The sequence below is a fragment of the Chryseobacterium nakagawai genome, assembly GCF_900637665.1.
GTDB lineage: Bacteria > Bacteroidota > Bacteroidia > Flavobacteriales > Weeksellaceae > Chryseobacterium > Chryseobacterium nakagawai.
Map to the genome: position 1 here is coordinate 4,607,863 of NZ_LR134386.1, position 18,270 is coordinate 4,626,132.

Sequence of the window (18,270 nt, forward strand, 5' to 3'; positions counted from 1 at the left end):
AGCCATGAAAAAGAATTTTAAAAGGCTGTCTTTGATGAGCCTGGTTTTTGGATTGCTTACAAACTTTATGTATGCACAGACAGACAGTACTGAAGTAGCAAGTATTTATGGGTTTTATTCCTATTCTAATTCCCTTATGAATGCTTCTTCAGCTTCTGAACTTACGATACAGGGAAATGCTTCACATACTTCTACAGGGGTGCAGCTTACCCCTGCAAGCTCAGGGCAATTTGGAGGATTATTTATCAATGGCAGGACTTTTACTTCGGTAAACGGACTTCATGTTGAGTTTGAATATGATATGAAAAACGGGACCCCTTTAAGTGGTACTTATGGAGACGGTTTATCTTTTTTCTTATATGACGGAGCCGTGACAAGCCCCACAATTGGTGCTCCGGGAGCAGGCCTTGGCTATTCTTATAACAGAGCGCAAAATACCTACGCAAGCCAGAGAAAGGCAGGTTTATCATCTGCTTATCTAGGTATTGCCCTGGATGAGTTTGGGAATTTTAAATCCAAGCGCTTTCAGGGGGAATCAAGGGTAAATGGAATTGCAGGGGTAACCTGGTCTCAATCAACAAGTCATGTAACCCTCAGGGGTGCCAGAGGTGCTGCGATCAATACAACAGGATTAGGGGATGGTTTTACAGAATATCCTGTTTTGATTACACGATCTACGTTAAGCAATTCGGGAACTGTAGGCAGGGTATTACAAACTGACAGAAGCTATCTGGCTACTTCCAACACCCTTTCTTCAGTGTTTGATCTCAGAAATAACGCCGGAGAATTCAGAAAAGTATACCTTGATCTGATTCCCCATTTTATAAGCAATACCACCACAGATGGGTTTGATATAAAAGTTGATATTCAGACAACACAAAACGGAACACCTGTGAATGTCATCAATTATTATCATTATAAGACCTCTGTACCTTATACAGAAAATGCCAATCCTCAAACTACTGATTTTAACACTTCGGATACAGAAGGCGCTGCAACTTCCCAAACGCTTAATGCAACAACTCCAGCCTTTCTAAAGCTAGGTTTTGCAGCCTCTACGGGTGCCGCATTCCAGCAACATATTATCCGAAATGTAAAATTAACGCTTCCTTATTCAGCAGTAACAAATGATGATGCAGCTTCTACGTGTAAGTTTCAATCAGTTAACATCCCGGTTTTCAATAATGATATAGCCTACAAAGGTCCTATCAGCATTACAACCCCGCCCACTGGAAGCAATACCAATATTGATTATTCAACCTTCAGTTTTGCAAAGACCAGCGATACAGATCTTACGTTATACCGTAAAAAAATAACTACTGAAGGGACATGGACTTACAACAAGTCAACAGGTATTGTCACATTCAGTCCTTCAAGCGGATTTACCGGAACGGCAACTATGACTTATACAGTAAAAGGGAGAACTGTGAAGGATTCTAATGGTAAAATTGTTGAACCTTATGGTGACACCGCTTACCGATCTGTTCCGGCTACCATTACGGTTAGTCTAAAAACTACCGGCTGTATTTATTCTACCATTTCAAACAGAATGGTAACACAAACGATAAAATAAATAATCAAAAAAAGATCTTTTTTTGATGAAATTGAAGAGATAATATTGCTCAATTAGTATTAAGTAATATTATTTCTTCTTTTATTCTACACAGCAAAAAAGGCCCGGAAAGAAAATCCGAACCTTTGAAAAAGAAGTATATTGAGTAATATAAAAAAGTAGTAATTAGAAGTTATACCTTACTCCTATCTGAGCCTGAAATCTTGATGCAAACTGATCTATTGTATAAGCAGATCCCGGTGTTTTGAAGGTATAAGTAGGATCTCCGGCTGAAGGCTGTCCCGGTGCCACATTTCCAACTTTTGTAAGCCCTACGCTGGCTGTAGAGTTAAAAGTATTAGGAACAAAGTACACTTTACCCCAATCTTTATTCAATAAATTAGTGAAATTAATGATACTTAGAGAGATCTGGATATTGTTCTTAGATTTTTCACTCAATCTGATCTCATCCATAATTCTGATATCTGCCTGAATATTCCAAGGGGTGGTATCTCCATTTCTTTCGGTAAACTTTCCTCTTCTTGATTTCAAGTAATCATTGTTATTAACGAAGTTCTCATAATCTGCAACCTGTTGCTGAGCAGTTACCAGTACATTTCCTGATCCATCTTTTATAGGAACAATATATTTAGCCGCTTCAGCAGCATCTTTAAAGATATAAGCAAGACCTGCCGCTTGCCCCGTATTGGCAATTGTACTGTTTATGAATCCCCATGAGAAAGGGTTTCCTGATTGAGCATTAAAATATACATTGGTAGATAACCTGTTAGATTTGGAAATATTAAACGCATATCCAAGATTAGCAACAATTCTATTCTTGATCGCAAAATTGGAAGTTGTCAACTTAGGATCATTTGGAGTCAAAGACTGATTCATCTGCCAGTTACTTTCCATCGAGTTTCTGATACCATTCGTTATATCTTTCGCATCACCATACGTATAAGCTGCAAAGAAATTAAATCCGAAATTATATGATTTTGAAATCTGAGCCGTCAGGTTGTAACGGTAACCATCTTTTGTATTGGATAATAGATATGCATTAGAAAAATTACTATTGATATTCGTTGTATAAATCGGCATTTCGTGATTAACATCATAACTGTAGTAGGTCACATTATCCGTTTTATTTACCTGTTGGAATTTAAGGTCATACAATACTTTGGTGTAAATACCTTCTAATGTCAGTTTATATCCGGAAAGGGTATAATCGAATGCAAGCGAGCTTCTCCATACTCTTGGCATCTTAAAGTTATTATCAATAAGGTCAACCTGTACTTTTGAAGAATTTTGCCACTTCGGGAAATTAGCTCCCACCAACGGATCTCCGTTAGCAGCAATCTGTGCAGTAGTAGGAGCATTATAATCATAGCTTCCGAAACCTACTCCATCATTATAATAAGCATATCCTAACCATGCAAATGGGATTCTTCCTACAAAAATACCCGAACCTCCTCTTAATACCATAGATCGGTCTTCCGTAACATCGATGGTAAACCCAAGTCTTGGAGATAAGGTAGGCTTGTTAAGGTAACTATTGGTTAGCTGGCTTAACGGAGTATAACTATAAGTATTTCCGAAATAAGGGTCTTGAGGAGAGTTATTAACAGCCTGACTTAATTGGGGTTTATTAGGTAAATCTGTATAATCAACCCTTACTCCCGGTGAAAGTCTCACTCTTCCCAAATTGATCTCATCCTGCAGATATAATGAAAGAAGGTTAACTTTATATTGTGCATAAGGATTGTCGAAAAGCTCTTGTCTGCTGTTTCCGTTAAAAGGATAGGTTCCTCTTATCCTTGCAGGGGTACCATTATAAAAATCATTTAGTGATTTATAAGATATTCTTCCATTCAAAGCGTTTACAAATCCATAATTGATATTATATAACTCATTGTGAGTTCCTAATAAGAAAGTATGATTTCCGGTTTTATAGGTAAGGTTATCCGTAATTTCAAAAGTTTTCTGTTTCATATTGAAAACAGTAGCTTCTCTGTCATTTCCCAACAAAATAGTTCCGCCGTTATGGGTAATTTCAACCTGCGGGAACATCGCATTCGCAGAAGTAGGATCTCTATAATCATGAATAGAAGAATAACCAACCACTAAATTGTTATTCCATTTATCATTAAAACGGCTTTTCAATTCAAGGGTAGTTGTAGAAGCCGTATTTTTCTGAACAAAATCCATACTTGAAAATCTGAAATTGGCACCATCTCTTTCAAGATTGGATGCCTGGGAAAATACCGTATTATTTTTGATGGATAGAGTATGCTTATCGTTGATCTTCCAGTCTAACTTATTAAAAAGCTTAGCACTTTCAGAAAAGTTATTATAACCATTAAAACTTCCTACATTGAATCCGTATTTCTTTTGTACAAAATCTGAAATTTTCTGAGCCACAGACTCGTCAATCAATGCATTGGGATCATTAGCATTATAAAATATTGGATCTACCCTTTTGGTATATTCCAGGTTTGTGAATAAAAACACTTTATCTCTCACTACTGGCAGTCCTACTCTTCCTCCATAAATAAAATCAGAGAAATCACTTGGCATTTTCGAATTATCACCTACTCTGTTTCTTCCTGTGATTGCTGCATTTCTACCATACACATACATAGAACCCGTAACGTCATTGCTTCCGCTTCTGGTTACCGCATTGATACTTCCCCCAAGGAAATTTCCAAGCTTCACATCATAAGGAGCAATATACACTTGTACATCCTGAATGGCATCCAAACTAATCGAATTGGAACGCGTACTACTTCCAGGCATTCCTGAAGTACCGGTCTGACCTCCCAATGAGGGACTGAAACCAATTGCATCGTTGTTGATAGACCCATCAATCGTAACGTTATTATAACGAAAATTGGTTCCGTTGAAAGAGTTATTAGCACTTTGAGGAACTAATTTGGTAACATCCTGGATCCCCCGGTTAATGTTAGGAAGTCCTGAAATCTGCGCCTGGCTAATCCCAACTCCATATTTTACATTAGTCTTTTTAGAAGTGATCTTCACCTCATCAATGGTCTTTTCCGTGTTTCCAACTTCTACTACCGGAAGATCGTTGTTTCCTAATGAAAGCTGTAAATTAGAATTTTCATAAATAACCCGTGACCCGTCAGATATCTCCAATTTATAAGGACCTCCCGGTTGAAGATTATCTAAACTAAACTGCCCTTTACTATTACTTTTGGTTTCAAAGGTACTGTTGGTAGGAATATGTACTACCCTTACTGTAACTTCAGAAGAAACACCTTTTAATCTTCCAAAAATTTTAGAGCTGGTTTCCTGTGAGAATGCAAATCCAAAAGATAATAAAGCAAAAGCACAGATCAATTTTTTCTTCATATTTTTATTGCTACAAAACTTGTTGCAAAATTAGATTGAGGAAAAATGAAGTATGGTAACATAGAATTAACATTGCGTAACATAAAGTTTAACATTTCCTTAAAAAAAGCTTAATGTTCATGTAATTTTCTTTTTCATTTTATATCCTTTCTATGAAAATACAGTGAAAAAATGATTAATTTTAAACATTAAAACCGCTTAATATGAAATTCGGACAAGTAGAAGACCCATCAAAAATAGACTTCACCCTTCCTAAAGATCACTCCAGAACTAAAGAAATTTTAAGCCTTAATAAAAAAGGATTGGAAAATATTTCTATCGGATGTGCCAAATGGAACAAAACAGACCTTAAAGGATTCTATCCCAAAGGAACAAAGGATGAGTTAACATATTACGCCACTCAATTTAATTCCATTGAATTAAATGCTACCTTTTATGGAATGCCCACTCCGGATCAGGTAAAAACATGGAAAGAAAAGACTCCTGAAAATTTTAAGTTTTTCCCTAAGATTACCAACACTGTTTCCCACTTCAGAAGATTGATTGACGTTACAGATCCCGTTACTCATTTTGCATCAGCCGTGATGAATTTTGATGAAAAACTTGGAATGGCTTTCCTTCAGCTTCATGATAACTTTAAACCAAAAGATTATGACAGACTGGAAAAATTTGTAAAAGAATGGCCTAAAGAAGTTCCTCTTGCTATAGAACTCAGAAATACGGAATGGTTTACTGATGAAGAAATTCTAAACACTACCTGTGAGCTTTTTGAAACTTATAATATCACTAATATTATTGTAGATACCGCCGGAAGAAGAGATATGCTTCACATGCGCCTGACCACCCCCAATGCGTTTATCCGATATGTAGGAGCCAATGCAGAAAGTGATTATGAAAGGCTAGATGATTGGTTAAAGCACCTTACTCAATGGAAAAAAGAAGGGCTTCAGAATCTCTATTTCTTTGTCCATCAGAATATTGAAAAGGCCTCTCCACTTCTTTCCGCTTATTTCATCAAAAAAATGAATGAAGAATGGAAAACAGAAATCCATATTCCTCAAATGGCCACTGAAAATATGGGAAGCCTATTTTAGTTAAAATTTTAAATAGACTAATTTTAATTTACAGTTCAAATTACAACAAAAGCCTTTTCATAACGGAAAATTTTATAAATTAGAGTAATACCCATTCCTAGTGAGTAATGGTATACTTAAAAAAATCAATGTTATGAAAAAGGAAATTTGTACAATCAGCGTCTCCAGCAACTGGCTTGGCGACGAATATACCTTCTATGAAGACCATACTATAAAAAGAGTATATGATAGCCATAGCCTGAATTCCAATAAAATTGAATGGCTGGAACCTCATCAGATTAGTAAACAGAACAAAGATAAATTAGTAAAAGAATGTCCTGAGGAATTTAAAGAACAGATTATGCATCTTCTGGATTATCCTTAATAATAAAACTCTCGCAGATTTTATGAAATCTGCGAGAGAATATATAACTTATTTATTTTTCTTCAGAAGCAATACCAGATTGAGAAATAAAAGCAGAAAGTCCAATGTAATCCAGATTCCCAACTTTGTATTTTCATAATTATAAGCATCCACCTGCTTTTTAGCAGCTTCAGACAGCCTCATGCTTTGGTTGATATAATTCTGTACTTCCACAATCTGATCCATATTCTTATTAGGAACAGAATGCTGTGAAAAATACACCAGATTTTTCTTTCCAAGATAACCTACAATCCAATACTCATCAGACTTGTCCATTTTCAAATATTCAATCCTGTAATATTCCGGACGTATTTTCCCAATATGCTTAGGTTCAAGGCTAGTAGTATTATCAATTTTATTGACGTTGATAAGATAAAAATCCAATGCTTGAGGAAGTTTATTAACAACTTGTAGTCCTACAGAGTTATCCACAAATGCCACAGCACTTTTCTTTATAAACCAATAGGTGAAAATTGAGATGGAAGAAACTACTGTTACAATACGGAACAGTCTTGCCCATTTTGCCATTCCTCCCGATTTTACTTTATATAAAATCAAGGAAAATATACACGCCCAAAAGATAACAAGAATGAAAAATACCATACTGCAAAGATACTGATTTCAGAATTTTTAAGAGAATGTTAATCTACATTCCACTCTTTATAAAACTGGTCAAGGAAATTCAGCATATAATCATGCCTTTCCTGGGCCATTTTTTTTCCATGTTCGGTATTCATCAAATCCTTCAGTAACAATAATTTTTCATAAAAATGATTGATGGTTGTACCATTAGACTTTTTATATTGCTCTTTGGACATATGGAGATCAGGCTGAACATTTGGATCATACATCAGATTATTTTTAAACCCTCCAAAATTGAATGTTCTGGCAATTCCTATGGCTCCAATAGCATCAATACGATCAGCATCCTGCACAATCTGTAGTTCAATAGATGGATCGGCAGGAGCCTGACTTCTATTTTTAAATGAAATATTTTCGATCACGAATAAAACCTTTTCAATGGTTTCATTAGGAACGTTTTCTCTTTCTAAAAATTCTCTGGATATTTTTGGAGCGATTGTTTCATCTCCATTATGAAATTTAGGATCTGCAATATCGTGCAATAGTGCAGATAATTCTACCACATTTGAATCACAGGCTTTCTCTGTGTCAGCAATTTTTTTAGCCAATTTCCAAACTCTCTCAATATGAAACCAGTCATGGCCTGCTTCCGCTCCTTCCAGCTTTTCCTTTACAAATTCTACCGTGTTGTTAATTGTACTTTTCATTAATCTATCAGTTCATTTAAAATAATACCCCAGAGTTTCTGATTATAACTTCTAAAAAAATTAACATGTCCGATTTCTTTTTTCTCAGACTCTGCGGTTTTTACCAGTCTGTACGTCGGTTTAAGGTTAGAATAAGTATTGTTTAAAAGGCTCATAACTCCTTTTTCTGTTAACCATACATCATCCTCTGCACGAACTACAAATACTTTCTGCGTTAAGTTTTTAGAATAATCATCAATTTTCTCCAACAGTCTGTTGGTTGATTTTTTGTTTAAAATTAAGGTTCTCCAGTCATATGCACAATTTTTTGGAAGACTTTCTCCTAGCCCGAACCAGTTTGCAGGAAAGTATCCTAGCAATGAAGTGGTTAATGGTTGTACAATTCCGAATCCAAGATAGGCTTCAATTTTTGTCTTTAGTCTAAGATTTCCTACAAAAGCATTCTGGGTTCCTACAAATATAAATTCTTCAAACATTTCAGAATCTTTATTCATTCCTAAAATTAAAGCTCCTACAGAATGTCCCAGACAAAACTTTCTATACTCAGGAAACTGATTCTTAATATAGGTTGTCACTGCTTTAAAATCCTGTGAACCCCAAATTCTCATAGACCCATGAAAACCTTTCATATTTTCCGGTTTAGATAGTCCTATTCCTCTGTAATCATAAGTAATCACAGTAAACCCTTGCTCCGAAAAGTATTTTGCAAAAGAGAAATAGACCTGTTGCTTAACTCCCGTTGCAGAGTTAATAAGCAATAGTTTTCCATTATTTTTTTCAGGCTGAAAAAGATGAACAGTCAGGGAGGCATGATCTTCTGTGGTAAGTATTAGTTTTTCCATAGGATGAAAAGAAAAAATCCACTATAAAAGTGGACATTTTCAGTATATTATTATGTTTAGTTTGGAACTTTCGATATGCCGTAAATAGCTTTAAGAAAAGAAATCTGACATTCTCGGCAAGCCTGTCTGCGAACCCTTGCCTCCTGAAACACGAGAAGAAACCTCGTTTCCAAACTTCACACAGTCTTCAACAGAGTTCCCATGGCAAAGTGCAATCGCAAATCCTGATGTAAATGCATCTCCCATCCCCATTTTGTAAACAGTCTTATCTTTATTCTTTCTATAATACTTCATTTCTGTACCATCAAAATAGATGGTAGAATTGGTATCATCTCTTACAAACACTTTATTAAAGTATTTTTTAAGGACTTCTTCTCTTTTTTCTTCACCAAAAATAATAAACAGTTCATTACTTTTAGCAACAATAAAGTCTACTGCTTCCAAAATTTCATCACTTACTCTCATAGCAGGAGAAGCATACAGACCTACTTTCTTACCATATTTTTTGGCTTTTTTCACTGTATATTCCACAACATCCATCGAAACCTCAAGCTGTACAAGGACAAGGTCAGAAGTATGAAAATAACGGTCAGCCTCATCAATATGAGATTTATTTAGGTATTTATTGGCTGCAGGAACTACAACAATAGCTGCATTTCCCTCAGAGGTGGTTACATAAGCTGTGCCTGTAGATTCTTTATCTGTTTCATGTACAAAACCTACATTCACATTCTCACCCACCAGATTTCTCATGATTTGCTGTCCCAGAGGGTCCATTCCAACACAACCTATAAAATAAACACTGGCTCCCAATCTTGCGGTTCCTACTGCCTGGTTAGCTCCTTTCCCACCAAAATAACTTTCTGAATTAACAGCCAGAACGGTTTCATTAGGTAAGGGAAGTTTATCGGTTTCCAAAACAAGATCTATTGAGGAGCTGCCTACAACGATAATTTTTGGTTGTTCTGATGAGAAATTCATTGTGTTTGATATTAGTTTAAAAATTATAACAGACTAAATTCCGTGCCAAAAGTAACTAATTTTACCTAACTTATTTCAATAAATTCTGTAATAATCTTCACTGGTGATTGATTTTTATCAAAAGCAATGTAGCTGGCATAAAAACCTTCCCCATATCCGGTCTCAAAAGCAAATATGGTCCCGGGATGAGCTTCCGAAGGCTTTAGAAATGCATATTGATCTATTGCACCATTTTCATCAAAGAAATGTCCATGGAAAAACTCTTCATAAATTCCCATGAAGTCTCCACCTTTATTATGATAAAGCTTCTGTTCCAATTCATTCAGACTGTTTTGAGTATCCACATCCATAAAACAGCCCATACCGCTTTCTACCGGATATCCAAAAACTTCATCTTCGGTTAGTTCTTTAATATTCTGTCCCGCGGTAGTTGCCAACTTCCAGTCTGTAATGGCTGTAGTATTAAAAATAATTTCTGCATAGGCTACACAATTGCTTTCTATCTCTTTATGCAGCATCACGGAGAATTCTCCTTTTGGAAATTCTGTAGAAAATGGAAGCATATCATTGGTGATTAAAGGATCACAAGCTACCAGCTTTCCACTGGAAAGGTAAATTTTCCCTACTTCAAAACTTTCTAACAAGGGACTTTCTACAAAGTCCTTCGAAAATAGTTTTTTTATGTTTTCTATATGTGTCATTTTATATCTTTTCTTTAAACCATCAGGCTGGATACAAGTTATTCATCCGTACCCAGCCTGATTATTAAGGCAACACATTGCCTATATTTTAAATCTACAAAGTCTTCAACTTCTCTTCTAAGATCGCGATCTTGTCAAGAGCATCTTTTTGCTTCTTACGCTCTACCTCTACAATTTCAGGTTTAGCATTAGCCACAAACTTTTCGTTAGAAAGCTTTTTATCTACTGAAATTAAAAACCCTTTCAGATACTTTAATTCTTCTTCAGTTTTCACTTTTTCTTCCCCTAAATCCAAGTTTTCACTTAAAGGAATAGAAACTTCTGTCGCTCCTACAAGAAATGTAAAGCTTGGCTTATCTGTTTTCGTTCCGAAATGGATTTCAGAAACGTTTGCCAATTTTCTTACTACGGCTTCATTAGCGAATTCAGCAGCATTAGTATATATTTCAGCTGCTTCTCTTGGTGAAATTCCTTTTGTCTGACGGTAATTTCTAACTCCAGAGATCAATTCTGCTGCGGTCTCAAAGTTTTTAATGATAGCTTCATCAAACGCACCGGCTTCTTTCTGCTGAGCAACCACTAAAGCTTCTTCAATATTTCTTTCTGAAATTGTCTGCCATAATTCCTCCGTTAGGAAAGGCATGAATGGGTGAAGTAACTTCATGAGCTCTTCAAAGAAATATATTGTTTTGTGATAAACTTCCTTAGAAATGCCTTCTCCGTAGTTAGGTTTAATTGCCTCAAGATACCAACCACAAAAATCATCCCAAATTAATTTATAAATTAAATGAAGGGCATCAGAAATTCTGAATTTCTCGAATTGATCGTTGATCTCAACAATCGTTTTATTTAATTTATTTTCAAACCATTCTATAGCCTGATTGTCGGTAGCAATAGCTGGTTTATCTTCATGATTCCACATGTTAATCAAACGGAAGGCATTCCAGATCTTCGTCATAAAGTTTCGCCCTTGAAGCATCAAATCTTCATCAAAAAGAAGGTCATTTCCTGCGGCAGAACTTAATAGAATCCCTACGCGAACTCCATCAGCACCATATTTATCCATCAGTTCAAGCGGATCCGGGGAGTTTCCTAAAGATTTTGACATCTTTCTTCTCTGCTTGTCTCTTACGATTCCTGTAAAGTAAACATTCTTAAACGGAACTTCTTTTCTATATTCCAATCCGGCCATAATCATTCTGGCTACCCAGAAGAAAATAATATCCGGTCCTGTAACCAGATCAGAAGTTGGGTAGTAATAATTGATGTCTTTATTTTCAGGATCAAGTAATCCATCAAATACAGACATTGGCCACAACCATGAAGAGAACCACGTATCCAATGCATCATCGTCTTGTCTAAGTCCCTCTATAGTCAATTCCTGATTTCCTGTCTTTTGTTTTGCTAATTCTAAAGCTTCTTCTTTGGTTTCAGCAACTACAAAATCATTTTCTCCGTCTCCATAATAAAATGCAGGAATCTGTTGTCCCCACCAAAGCTGACGGGAGATATTCCAGTCACGGATGTTCTCCATCCAGTACTTGTACGTATTTTTAAACTTATCCGGATAGAATTTTACTTCATCATCCATTACTACATCCAATGCCGGCTTAGCAATTTCAGACATTTTAAGGAACCATTGTACTGAAACTTTAGGTTCAATAACAGCCCCAGTTCTTTCGGATGTTCCTACTTTATTTACGTAATCTTCTGCTTTTAATAAAAGATCTTTTTCTTCTAATTCTTTTGCGATCTGCTTTCTTACATCAAATCTGTTTTGTCCTGCATAGTGTAGACCATGTTCGTTAAGATTTCCATCATCATCCAATGCATCAATCATTTTCAGCTGATGCTTTTGTCCGATCTCATAGTCATTAGTATCGTGAGCAGGAGTAATTTTTAAAGCTCCTGTTCCAAATTCGATATCAACATATTCATCCTCAATAATAGGAATGACTCTGTCAACGATAGGTACAATTACATTTTTACCTTTTAAATGAGCATATCTCTCATCATTTGGGTTGATACATACCGCGGTATCCCCGAAAATAGTTTCGGGACGTGTAGTAGCTACTGAAAGGAATTCTTCTGAACCTTCAATTTTATATTTAAGGAAATATAATTTTCCGTTCTGCTCTTTAAAAATTACCTCTTCATCTGAAATGTTGGTCTTCGCTTCAGGATCCCAGTTTACCATTCTGTACCCTCTGTAGATTAACCCTTTGTTATAAAGATCTACAAAACTTTTGATAACCTGTTGTGAAAGCTTATCCTCTAAAGTGAAACGGGTTCTATCCCAGTCACATGAGCATCCTAATTTTTTAAGCTGTTCAAGGATTGTTCCTCCATATTTATTGGTCCATTCCCAAGCGTGCTCAAGGAATTGTTCACGGGTAATATCAGACTTATTGATTCCTTCAGACTTCAGTTTAGCAACAACCTTAGCTTCGGTAGCAATGGAAGCGTGATCTGTTCCCGGAATCCAACAAGCATTAAACCCGCGCATTCTCGCACGGCGGACCAGAACATCTTGAATGGTATTGTTCAACATATGTCCCATGTGTAATATCCCCGTCACGTTTGGCGGTGGAATGACCACGGTATATGGTGGTTTTTCATTAGGTTCTGAGTGGAAATACTTGTTTTCCAACCAGTAATTGTACCATTTCTGTTCTGTTTCCTGTGGATTGTACTTTTCTGAAATCTGCATAAATTCTATTTCTTTGGCTTGCAATTTGCAAAAATAGTCTAAAGAAAAAAATTTTTAAGCATGAATTAAAATAATTTTTAACTTTGTTTCACAAAATTTATCTAACAAACATATTAACATTCAAGAATATGAAGAAATTAATCGCAGGAATTGCATTATTCGGAACATTTGCACTTGCATCTGCACAAACTATTACGTTTGATAAAACTACTTTCGACTATGGTAACATTAAGCCTAGTTCTGATGGTACAAGATTCTTTACCGTAACAAACACTGGTGATAAGCCTTTGATCATTTCAAACGTAAAACCATCTTGTGGATGTACAACTCCTGAATTTAGCCAGGATCCGATCATGCCAGGAAAATCTGCTAAGATCAAAGTTGGATACAACACAGCTCTTACAGGAGGATTCAACAAAATGATCGAGGTTTTCTCTAACGACCCTGCCAACAGCAGAAGTGTAATCTACATTAAAGGAAACGTAGATGCTAACGCTCCAGAAGCAAAAGTGCTAACTCCTGCTGAGCAGAAGGAAGCTGCTAAAGCTGAGAAAAAAGCTGCAAAAATAGCTAAAAAGGCTACCGCTAAGTAATTCTCTACTTAAAAATACAAAAACCGTCTCTATGGAGGCGGTTTTTTCATTATATTTATAATAACAGATGTTGAAAGAATTAGTATTCATATGGATAATAATTGTTTAACAACGACATCTTCTATTTTTAAATAATTTCTAACTCTCATAATTTACAAGTATATGGACACCAATTTCTCAGATGACTTTAAGGTAAATGGAAAATTTTCAATAAAAAAAGCCTCTACCTCTTACAAAGGGAAACTTACCAAAGAAGAAGGGACACAATTATTAATCCAGGAAAAAGAAAAACTTCGTGAACTACAGGAAAAGCTTTATGCTGATGGAAGCCAATCTCTTTTAGTTGTACTTCAGGCTATGGATGCTGCTGGAAAAGATAGCATGATAGAGCATGTTTTTGGAGGAGTAAACCCTCAGGGTTGTAATGTCACCAGCTTTAAAACTCCAAGCTCAAAAGAATATTCCCACGATTTTCTATGGAGGCATTATCTGGCATTGCCTCAGAAAGGAATGATCGGAATCTTCAATCGTTCTCATTATGAAAGTGTTTTAGTTTGTAAAGTTCACCCTGAATATAACTTAAGTGAAAAAACATGGTCTTCTGTAAAAGATTTTGACAATAAATTCTGGGAAAACCGCTATGAAAGCATCCGTAATTTCGAAAAACATCTTGCTCAAAACGGAACCACTATCATCAAAATATTCCTGAATGTTTCGAAGGATGAACAAAAGAAAAGATTACTAGACAGAATCAATGAGCAGGAAAAAAACTGGAAATTTTCGGCAGGAGATCTTCCTGAAAGGGCCCTATTTGACCAATACATGGAGGTTTACGAAACAGCAATCAACGAAACATCAAAGGATCATGCCCCGTGGTATGTACTTCCTGCGGATAATAAATGGTTTGCAAGAACAGCAGCTATTCAGATTATTATAGACACGCTGGAAAAAATGAACCTTAAATATCCCCAGCTTTCGGAAAAAGACAGATTGGGCTTACAGGAAGCAAAAAAACAATTGGAAAGTGAATAAAAAAATCCTCAGATGAATACATCTGAGGATTTTTTATGCTGATAAATTATAGCTTATAATCATCAAAAAATCACGAGAAAATCTATAAGCCGGATTTTGTACTTCCGAAGAAGCGCCTGTTATTTATCTACGCTTTACATTGCTGCAAAACTTGAGCTGATTACCCCTCGGTTTTCAGGACGAGCCGCCCCTATTTCCATTGCTGAAAAGAACCGATATACTTACCATTGCACCGCAAAGAGTTTACCTGGTTTCACTACAGCCGAACTGTACTTGCTTTCTGTTGCACTTGTCCTACCCTCACGGGTGACGGATGTTATCCGCTTTGCTGCTCTATGGTGTCCGGACTTTCCTACCTCCCGTAAACGGGAAATCAACAAGCCGATTTTCTCGCGGGTGCAAAGATACATAAATTTCACGGGAAAAGGATGAATTGGTTCATTTACAAATCCTCCCTATTGATCGTTATTTCTTCCCATTCTTTGCCCTATCACTATTTCACTATAATTATTCTTCCCCAATTACCACATTATTATTATCTTCGTGCCATTATACATCTATGGATTCCAGAGAAAAAGAATTTGCGCAGCTCATCAAAGATAATCAGGGCCTGATTATTAAAGTATCGCGCTTATATACCAATTCGCTGGAAGATGAAGAGGATCTTTTCCAGGAAATTGTCTTACAACTCTGGAGAAGTTATGATTCTTTCAAAGGAAATTCCAAAATTTCAACATGGATGTACCGTGTAGCGCTTAATACAGCCATTACCCTCTTTAGAAAAAAAAGCAAAAGCCTTCCTACAAATGAACTGGACATCAACCACAAGGACTTTGTGGAAGATGATGATGAAAAGCAGCAACAGATTTCGCTTTTGTATACTGTAATCAAGACTCTTCCTAATGTAGAAAGAGCCATTGTCATGATGTATCTTGACGATCTGCCTTACAAGGACATTGCAGAAAACCTCGGAATTACTGAAGTTAATGCACGTGTGAAAATGAACAGATTAAAGAAAACCCTTAAAGAACAGATGGAAAAATATGCCTGAATTTGATTTAGATAGCTTTAAGAAAACCTGGCAGGAACAACCTGTACAGCCAAAATATGATAACAGCGAGATTCGTCAAATGCTGAATAGAAAATCACGTAATTATGTAAAGTATATTTTCTGGATCAGCGTTTTTGAGTTCCTGTTTTTTTCCGTTTTGGGCTTATTCTACTTCTTTCAGGATGATGAATCTGAAGGATTCCGTAAAATATTGGAAAAACTGGGCACTCATGAGGCGCCTGAAGTGGAAAACAATTTCAGCCACTTTTATTTAGCTATTAAAATTCTGAGTGTAATAATTACAGCCTATTTCGTATTGAAATTTTATCAAAATTACCGTAAAATAAAGATCGAAGAAAACCTTAAAGGTCTTATTACGAGAATTATTAGTTTCAAAAAAACAGTGAATGCTTTCATATTGATTAGTATTGTATTACTGCTGACTTTTACCTTTGTATTGGTAGCTTTTATCTTTTACACTTTAAATTCTCAAAATATACAGCCTTCCGGTTCTGACCTTACCGTCATTATTGTTGCCATTTCCATCAGTACTCTATTGGCTATATCTATGATTTGGGTTTATTACAGACTCGTATATGGAAGTATCATTAAAAAGCTTGACAAAAATCTGGAGCAACTTAAAGAGATAGATTCTCAGGAAAATTAGCATTCATAGGCTATAGTTAAAGATATTATTGTTAATTTTATTTCACCAAATCTTTTTACTATGCCTTTATCATACGTTTATGGAGCATCTGATGTTCCATTATTAGGACAGACCATTGGAGGAAATCTTAAAAGTACTGTCGAAAAATTCCCTAAGCAAGAAGCTCTTGTCTGTATTCATCAGGGTTACAGAGCTACTTATCAAGAATTCTACAATCAAACAACCGCTATTGCCAAAGCATTGATATTTTTAGGTGCTAAAACCGGTGACAGAATAGGAATCTGGGCCTCTAACCGCTATGAATGGGTACTTTTGCAGTACGCCACTGCCAGAATCGGAACCATTTTAGTCAATATTAATCCTGCTTACAGAACCCATGAACTTACTTACGTGCTCAATCAGTCGGAAGTTCGTTTTATCTTTTCTTCCTTAAGCTTTAAAAGCAGCAACTATAAAGAAATGGTTGAATATGCCAAGGAAGTTTGCCCCACTTTAGAACATGAAATTTTCTTTGATGATAACTGGGAAGCCTTCGTCAATAATGGGCAGGAGATCTCTGATGAAGTTCTTCATAGTTTTGAAGAACATGTTCAGTTTGATGACCCTGTTAATATTCAATATACCTCAGGAACAACCGGATTTCCAAAAGGAGTTACTCTTTCCCACCATAACATTTTAAATAACGGATATTTTATTGGTAACCGGTTAAAATATACAGAAAAAGACCGCGTATGCATTCCTGTTCCGTTTTACCACTGTTTCGGTATGGTAATCGGAAATATATGCTGTACGGCTCACGGTGCCTGCATGGTAATTCCTAATGACAGCTTTGATCCCGATATTACATTAAAGACCGTTTCGGATGAAAAATGTACATCCCTATATGGTGTCCCCACTATGTTTATTGCGGAACTTGCGGTGAAAAATTTTGATTCTTATGATTTTTCAAGTTTAAGAACCGGTGTCATGGCAGGTTCTGTATGTCCACCGGAAATCATGAAGAAAGTGGAAAGCCTTATGAATATCAGAGAAATGAGTATCTGCTATGGAATGACAGAAACTTCTCCAGTATCTACGCAAACCTTAATTGGGACTTCGCTGGAAAAACAGGTCAGTACAGTAGGAACCGTTCAGGATCATCTTGAAATAAAAATCATTGATGAAAGTGGAAAAATTCTGAAACGCGGCGAACATGGCGAGCTTTGTACAAGAGGCTACTCTGTTATGCTGAAATACTGGAATGATCCTGAAAATACAAAAAAGGTATTAGATGATGCACGATGGATGCATACCGGTGACATGGCTGTTATGGATAAAGATGGATATATTACTATTTCTGGAAGAATTAAAGATCTTATCATCCGGGGTGGAGAAAATATTTCACCTAAAGAAATAGAAGACTTCCTGTATACTTACACTCATATTCTGGATGTTCAGATCATTGGAGTTCCGAGTGAAAGGTTGGGCGAAGAAGTGATGGCCTGGATAAAAGTAAGAAAAGGCTTTACAATTACAGAACAAGAGCTATTAGAATATTGTAAAGGAAAAATTGCTCATTATAAAGTTCCGAAATACTGGAAATTTGTAGATGAATTCCCAATGACTATTTCCGGAAAGATAAGAAAAGTGGAGATGAGAGAGATTTCCATGAAAGAATTAGGATTGGACAGTCTAAAAGAAATTTAGCACTATTAACTTATTAATTTACAATACAATTACAAAAAATAATTATGTATATTAAAGCTAATAACATCTAATCAATAACAACAAATCTAAAAACAACTATGAAAAACCTAAAAAAATTACAAAGAAATGAGTTGAAAAGTGTAACAGGAGGAGAAATTTGCTTCTGTCTGGTTAGTCCGGATGCCTGCTTTGAATTAAATGATAATAATGAAGGAAAACATTATTCTTTTAACTGTTGCACAATGACATGTAAACAGGACTAAAATCAATAAAAAAAGCATTTCAAATTGAAATGCT

General features: G+C 35.9%; 16 protein-coding genes and 1 other RNA gene. 9 read left to right on the plus strand and 8 right to left on the minus strand.

The window, feature by feature from the left end:
• The first annotated feature begins 4 nt into the window (after positions 1 to 4).
• Positions 5 to 1,573, plus strand: coding sequence for a hypothetical protein (locus tag EL260_RS20675; protein WP_123857399.1), 1,569 nt, complete (start codon positions 5 to 7; stop codon positions 1,571 to 1,573).
• Between the two features lie 165 nt (positions 1,574 to 1,738).
• Here EL260_RS20675 and EL260_RS20680 read toward each other — a convergent pair whose 3' ends face one another.
• On the minus strand, positions 1,739 to 4,924 hold the full coding sequence (locus EL260_RS20680) for a TonB-dependent receptor (protein WP_123857400.1): 3,186 nt from the start codon (positions 4,922 to 4,924) through the stop codon (positions 1,739 to 1,741).
• A 203-nt stretch (positions 4,925 to 5,127) separates the two neighbouring features.
• On the opposite strand from EL260_RS20680, the gene EL260_RS20685 reads away from it, so the two are divergent.
• Both EL260_RS20685 and EL260_RS20690 read left to right on the plus strand, forming a co-directional pair.
• Positions 5,128 to 6,018, plus strand: a complete 891-nt coding sequence (locus EL260_RS20685; protein WP_123857401.1) for a DUF72 domain-containing protein — start codon at positions 5,128 to 5,130, stop codon at positions 6,016 to 6,018.
• A gap of 133 nt (positions 6,019 to 6,151) precedes the next feature.
• Complete coding sequence (locus EL260_RS20690) at positions 6,152 to 6,382, plus strand: hypothetical protein (protein WP_123857402.1); 231 nt, start codon at positions 6,152 to 6,154, stop codon at positions 6,380 to 6,382.
• A gap of 48 nt (positions 6,383 to 6,430) precedes the next feature.
• Here EL260_RS20690 and EL260_RS20695 read toward each other — a convergent pair whose 3' ends face one another.
• The 6 genes from EL260_RS20695 to EL260_RS20720 all read right to left on the minus strand — a co-directional run bounded on the left by EL260_RS20695 (position 6,431) and on the right by EL260_RS20720 (position 12,944).
• Entirely contained in the window at positions 6,431 to 6,949 is a 519-nt protein-coding gene (locus EL260_RS20695; RefSeq protein ID WP_164466559.1) for a hypothetical protein, read from the minus strand.
• Positions 6,950 to 7,062: 113 nt separating this feature from the next.
• On the minus strand, positions 7,063 to 7,710 hold the full coding sequence (locus EL260_RS20700) for an HD domain-containing protein (RefSeq protein WP_123857404.1): 648 nt from the start codon (positions 7,708 to 7,710) through the stop codon (positions 7,063 to 7,065).
• Positions 7,710 to 8,552: an alpha/beta hydrolase family protein gene (locus EL260_RS20705; RefSeq protein WP_123857405.1), complete on the minus strand. Its 843-nt coding sequence runs from the start codon at positions 8,550 to 8,552 to the stop codon at positions 7,710 to 7,712. The genes EL260_RS20700 and EL260_RS20705 overlap by 1 nt, the downstream gene beginning before the upstream one ends.
• Before the next feature lie 90 nt (positions 8,553 to 8,642).
• The gene (locus tag EL260_RS20710) at positions 8,643 to 9,533 is read right to left on the minus strand and encodes a ribokinase (protein ID WP_123857406.1); all 891 of its coding nucleotides are present in this window, start codon (positions 9,531 to 9,533) and stop codon (positions 8,643 to 8,645) included.
• Between the two features lie 65 nt (positions 9,534 to 9,598).
• Positions 9,599 to 10,234 carry a DUF4241 domain-containing protein gene (locus EL260_RS20715; RefSeq protein ID WP_123857407.1) on the minus strand — a complete coding sequence of 212 codons (636 nt, stop codon included), beginning with the start codon at positions 10,232 to 10,234 and terminating at the stop codon, positions 9,599 to 9,601.
• Between the two features lie 94 nt (positions 10,235 to 10,328).
• The gene (locus tag EL260_RS20720) at positions 10,329 to 12,944 is read right to left on the minus strand and encodes a valine--tRNA ligase (protein ID WP_123857408.1); all 2,616 of its coding nucleotides are present in this window, start codon (positions 12,942 to 12,944) and stop codon (positions 10,329 to 10,331) included.
• Positions 12,945 to 13,072: 128 nt separating this feature from the next.
• On the opposite strand from EL260_RS20720, the gene EL260_RS20725 reads away from it, so the two are divergent.
• Both EL260_RS20725 and EL260_RS20730 read left to right on the plus strand, forming a co-directional pair.
• Entirely contained in the window at positions 13,073 to 13,537 is a 465-nt protein-coding gene (locus tag EL260_RS20725; protein ID WP_123857409.1) for a DUF1573 domain-containing protein, read from the plus strand.
• 162 nt (positions 13,538 to 13,699) lie between these two features.
• Positions 13,700 to 14,569 carry a polyphosphate kinase 2 family protein gene (locus EL260_RS20730; protein ID WP_123857410.1) on the plus strand — a complete coding sequence of 290 codons (870 nt, stop codon included), beginning with the start codon at positions 13,700 to 13,702 and terminating at the stop codon, positions 14,567 to 14,569.
• Between the two features lie 69 nt (positions 14,570 to 14,638).
• Here EL260_RS20730 and rnpB read toward each other — a convergent pair.
• Positions 14,639 to 14,962: RNase P RNA component class A (rnpB, locus tag EL260_RS20735), an RNA gene on the minus strand.
• 166 nt (positions 14,963 to 15,128) lie between these two features.
• Here rnpB and EL260_RS20740 point away from each other — a divergent pair.
• The 4 genes from EL260_RS20740 to EL260_RS26285 all read left to right on the plus strand — a co-directional run bounded on the left by EL260_RS20740 (position 15,129) and on the right by EL260_RS26285 (position 18,236).
• Positions 15,129 to 15,620 carry an RNA polymerase sigma factor gene (locus EL260_RS20740; protein ID WP_047098737.1) on the plus strand — a complete coding sequence of 164 codons (492 nt, stop codon included), beginning with the start codon at positions 15,129 to 15,131 and terminating at the stop codon, positions 15,618 to 15,620.
• Positions 15,613 to 16,287, plus strand: coding sequence for a cation-translocating P-type ATPase (locus EL260_RS20745; RefSeq protein ID WP_123857411.1), 675 nt, complete (start codon positions 15,613 to 15,615; stop codon positions 16,285 to 16,287). The genes EL260_RS20740 and EL260_RS20745 overlap by 8 nt, the downstream gene beginning before the upstream one ends.
• 60 nt (positions 16,288 to 16,347) lie before the next feature.
• On the plus strand, positions 16,348 to 17,973 hold the full coding sequence (locus EL260_RS20750; protein ID WP_123857412.1) for an AMP-binding protein: 1,626 nt from the start codon (positions 16,348 to 16,350) through the stop codon (positions 17,971 to 17,973).
• A gap of 98 nt (positions 17,974 to 18,071) precedes the next feature.
• Positions 18,072 to 18,236, plus strand: coding sequence for a bacteriocin-like protein (locus tag EL260_RS26285; protein WP_449506066.1), 165 nt, complete (start codon positions 18,072 to 18,074; stop codon positions 18,234 to 18,236).
• Positions 18,237 to 18,270: the final 34 nt, after the last annotated feature.

Bases quoted from the DNA above. Each gene is read 5' to 3' on its own strand.
- EL260_RS20700 (WP_123857404.1), bottom strand. From the start codon at position 7,710: ATGAAAAGTACAATTAACAACACGGTAGAATTTGTAAAGGAAAAGCTG.
- EL260_RS20720 (WP_123857408.1), bottom strand. From the start codon at position 12,944: ATGCAGATTTCAGAAAAGTACAATCCACAGGAAACAGAACAGAAATGG.
- EL260_RS20675 (WP_123857399.1), top strand. From the start codon at position 5: ATGAAAAAGAATTTTAAAAGGCTGTCTTTGATGAGCCTGGTTTTTGGA.
- EL260_RS20715 (WP_123857407.1), bottom strand. From the start codon at position 10,234: ATGACACATATAGAAAACATAAAAAAACTATTTTCGAAGGACTTTGTA.
- EL260_RS20680 (WP_123857400.1), bottom strand. From the start codon at position 4,924: ATGAAGAAAAAATTGATCTGTGCTTTTGCTTTATTATCTTTTGGATTT.
- EL260_RS20710 (WP_123857406.1), bottom strand. From the start codon at position 9,533: ATGAATTTCTCATCAGAACAACCAAAAATTATCGTTGTAGGCAGCTCC.
- EL260_RS20725 (WP_123857409.1), top strand. From the start codon at position 13,073: ATGAAGAAATTAATCGCAGGAATTGCATTATTCGGAACATTTGCACTT.
- EL260_RS20740 (WP_047098737.1), top strand. From the start codon at position 15,129: ATGGATTCCAGAGAAAAAGAATTTGCGCAGCTCATCAAAGATAATCAG.
- EL260_RS20745 (WP_123857411.1), top strand. From the start codon at position 15,613: ATGCCTGAATTTGATTTAGATAGCTTTAAGAAAACCTGGCAGGAACAA.
- EL260_RS20730 (WP_123857410.1), top strand. From the start codon at position 13,700: ATGGACACCAATTTCTCAGATGACTTTAAGGTAAATGGAAAATTTTCA.
- EL260_RS26285 (WP_449506066.1), top strand. From the start codon at position 18,072: ATGAAAAACCTAAAAAAATTACAAAGAAATGAGTTGAAAAGTGTAACA.
- EL260_RS20750 (WP_123857412.1), top strand. From the start codon at position 16,348: ATGCCTTTATCATACGTTTATGGAGCATCTGATGTTCCATTATTAGGA.
- EL260_RS20690 (WP_123857402.1), top strand. From the start codon at position 6,152: ATGAAAAAGGAAATTTGTACAATCAGCGTCTCCAGCAACTGGCTTGGC.
- EL260_RS20695 (WP_164466559.1), bottom strand. From the start codon at position 6,949: ATGGCAAAATGGGCAAGACTGTTCCGTATTGTAACAGTAGTTTCTTCC.
- EL260_RS20685 (WP_123857401.1), top strand. From the start codon at position 5,128: ATGAAATTCGGACAAGTAGAAGACCCATCAAAAATAGACTTCACCCTT.
- EL260_RS20705 (WP_123857405.1), bottom strand. From the start codon at position 8,552: ATGGAAAAACTAATACTTACCACAGAAGATCATGCCTCCCTGACTGTT.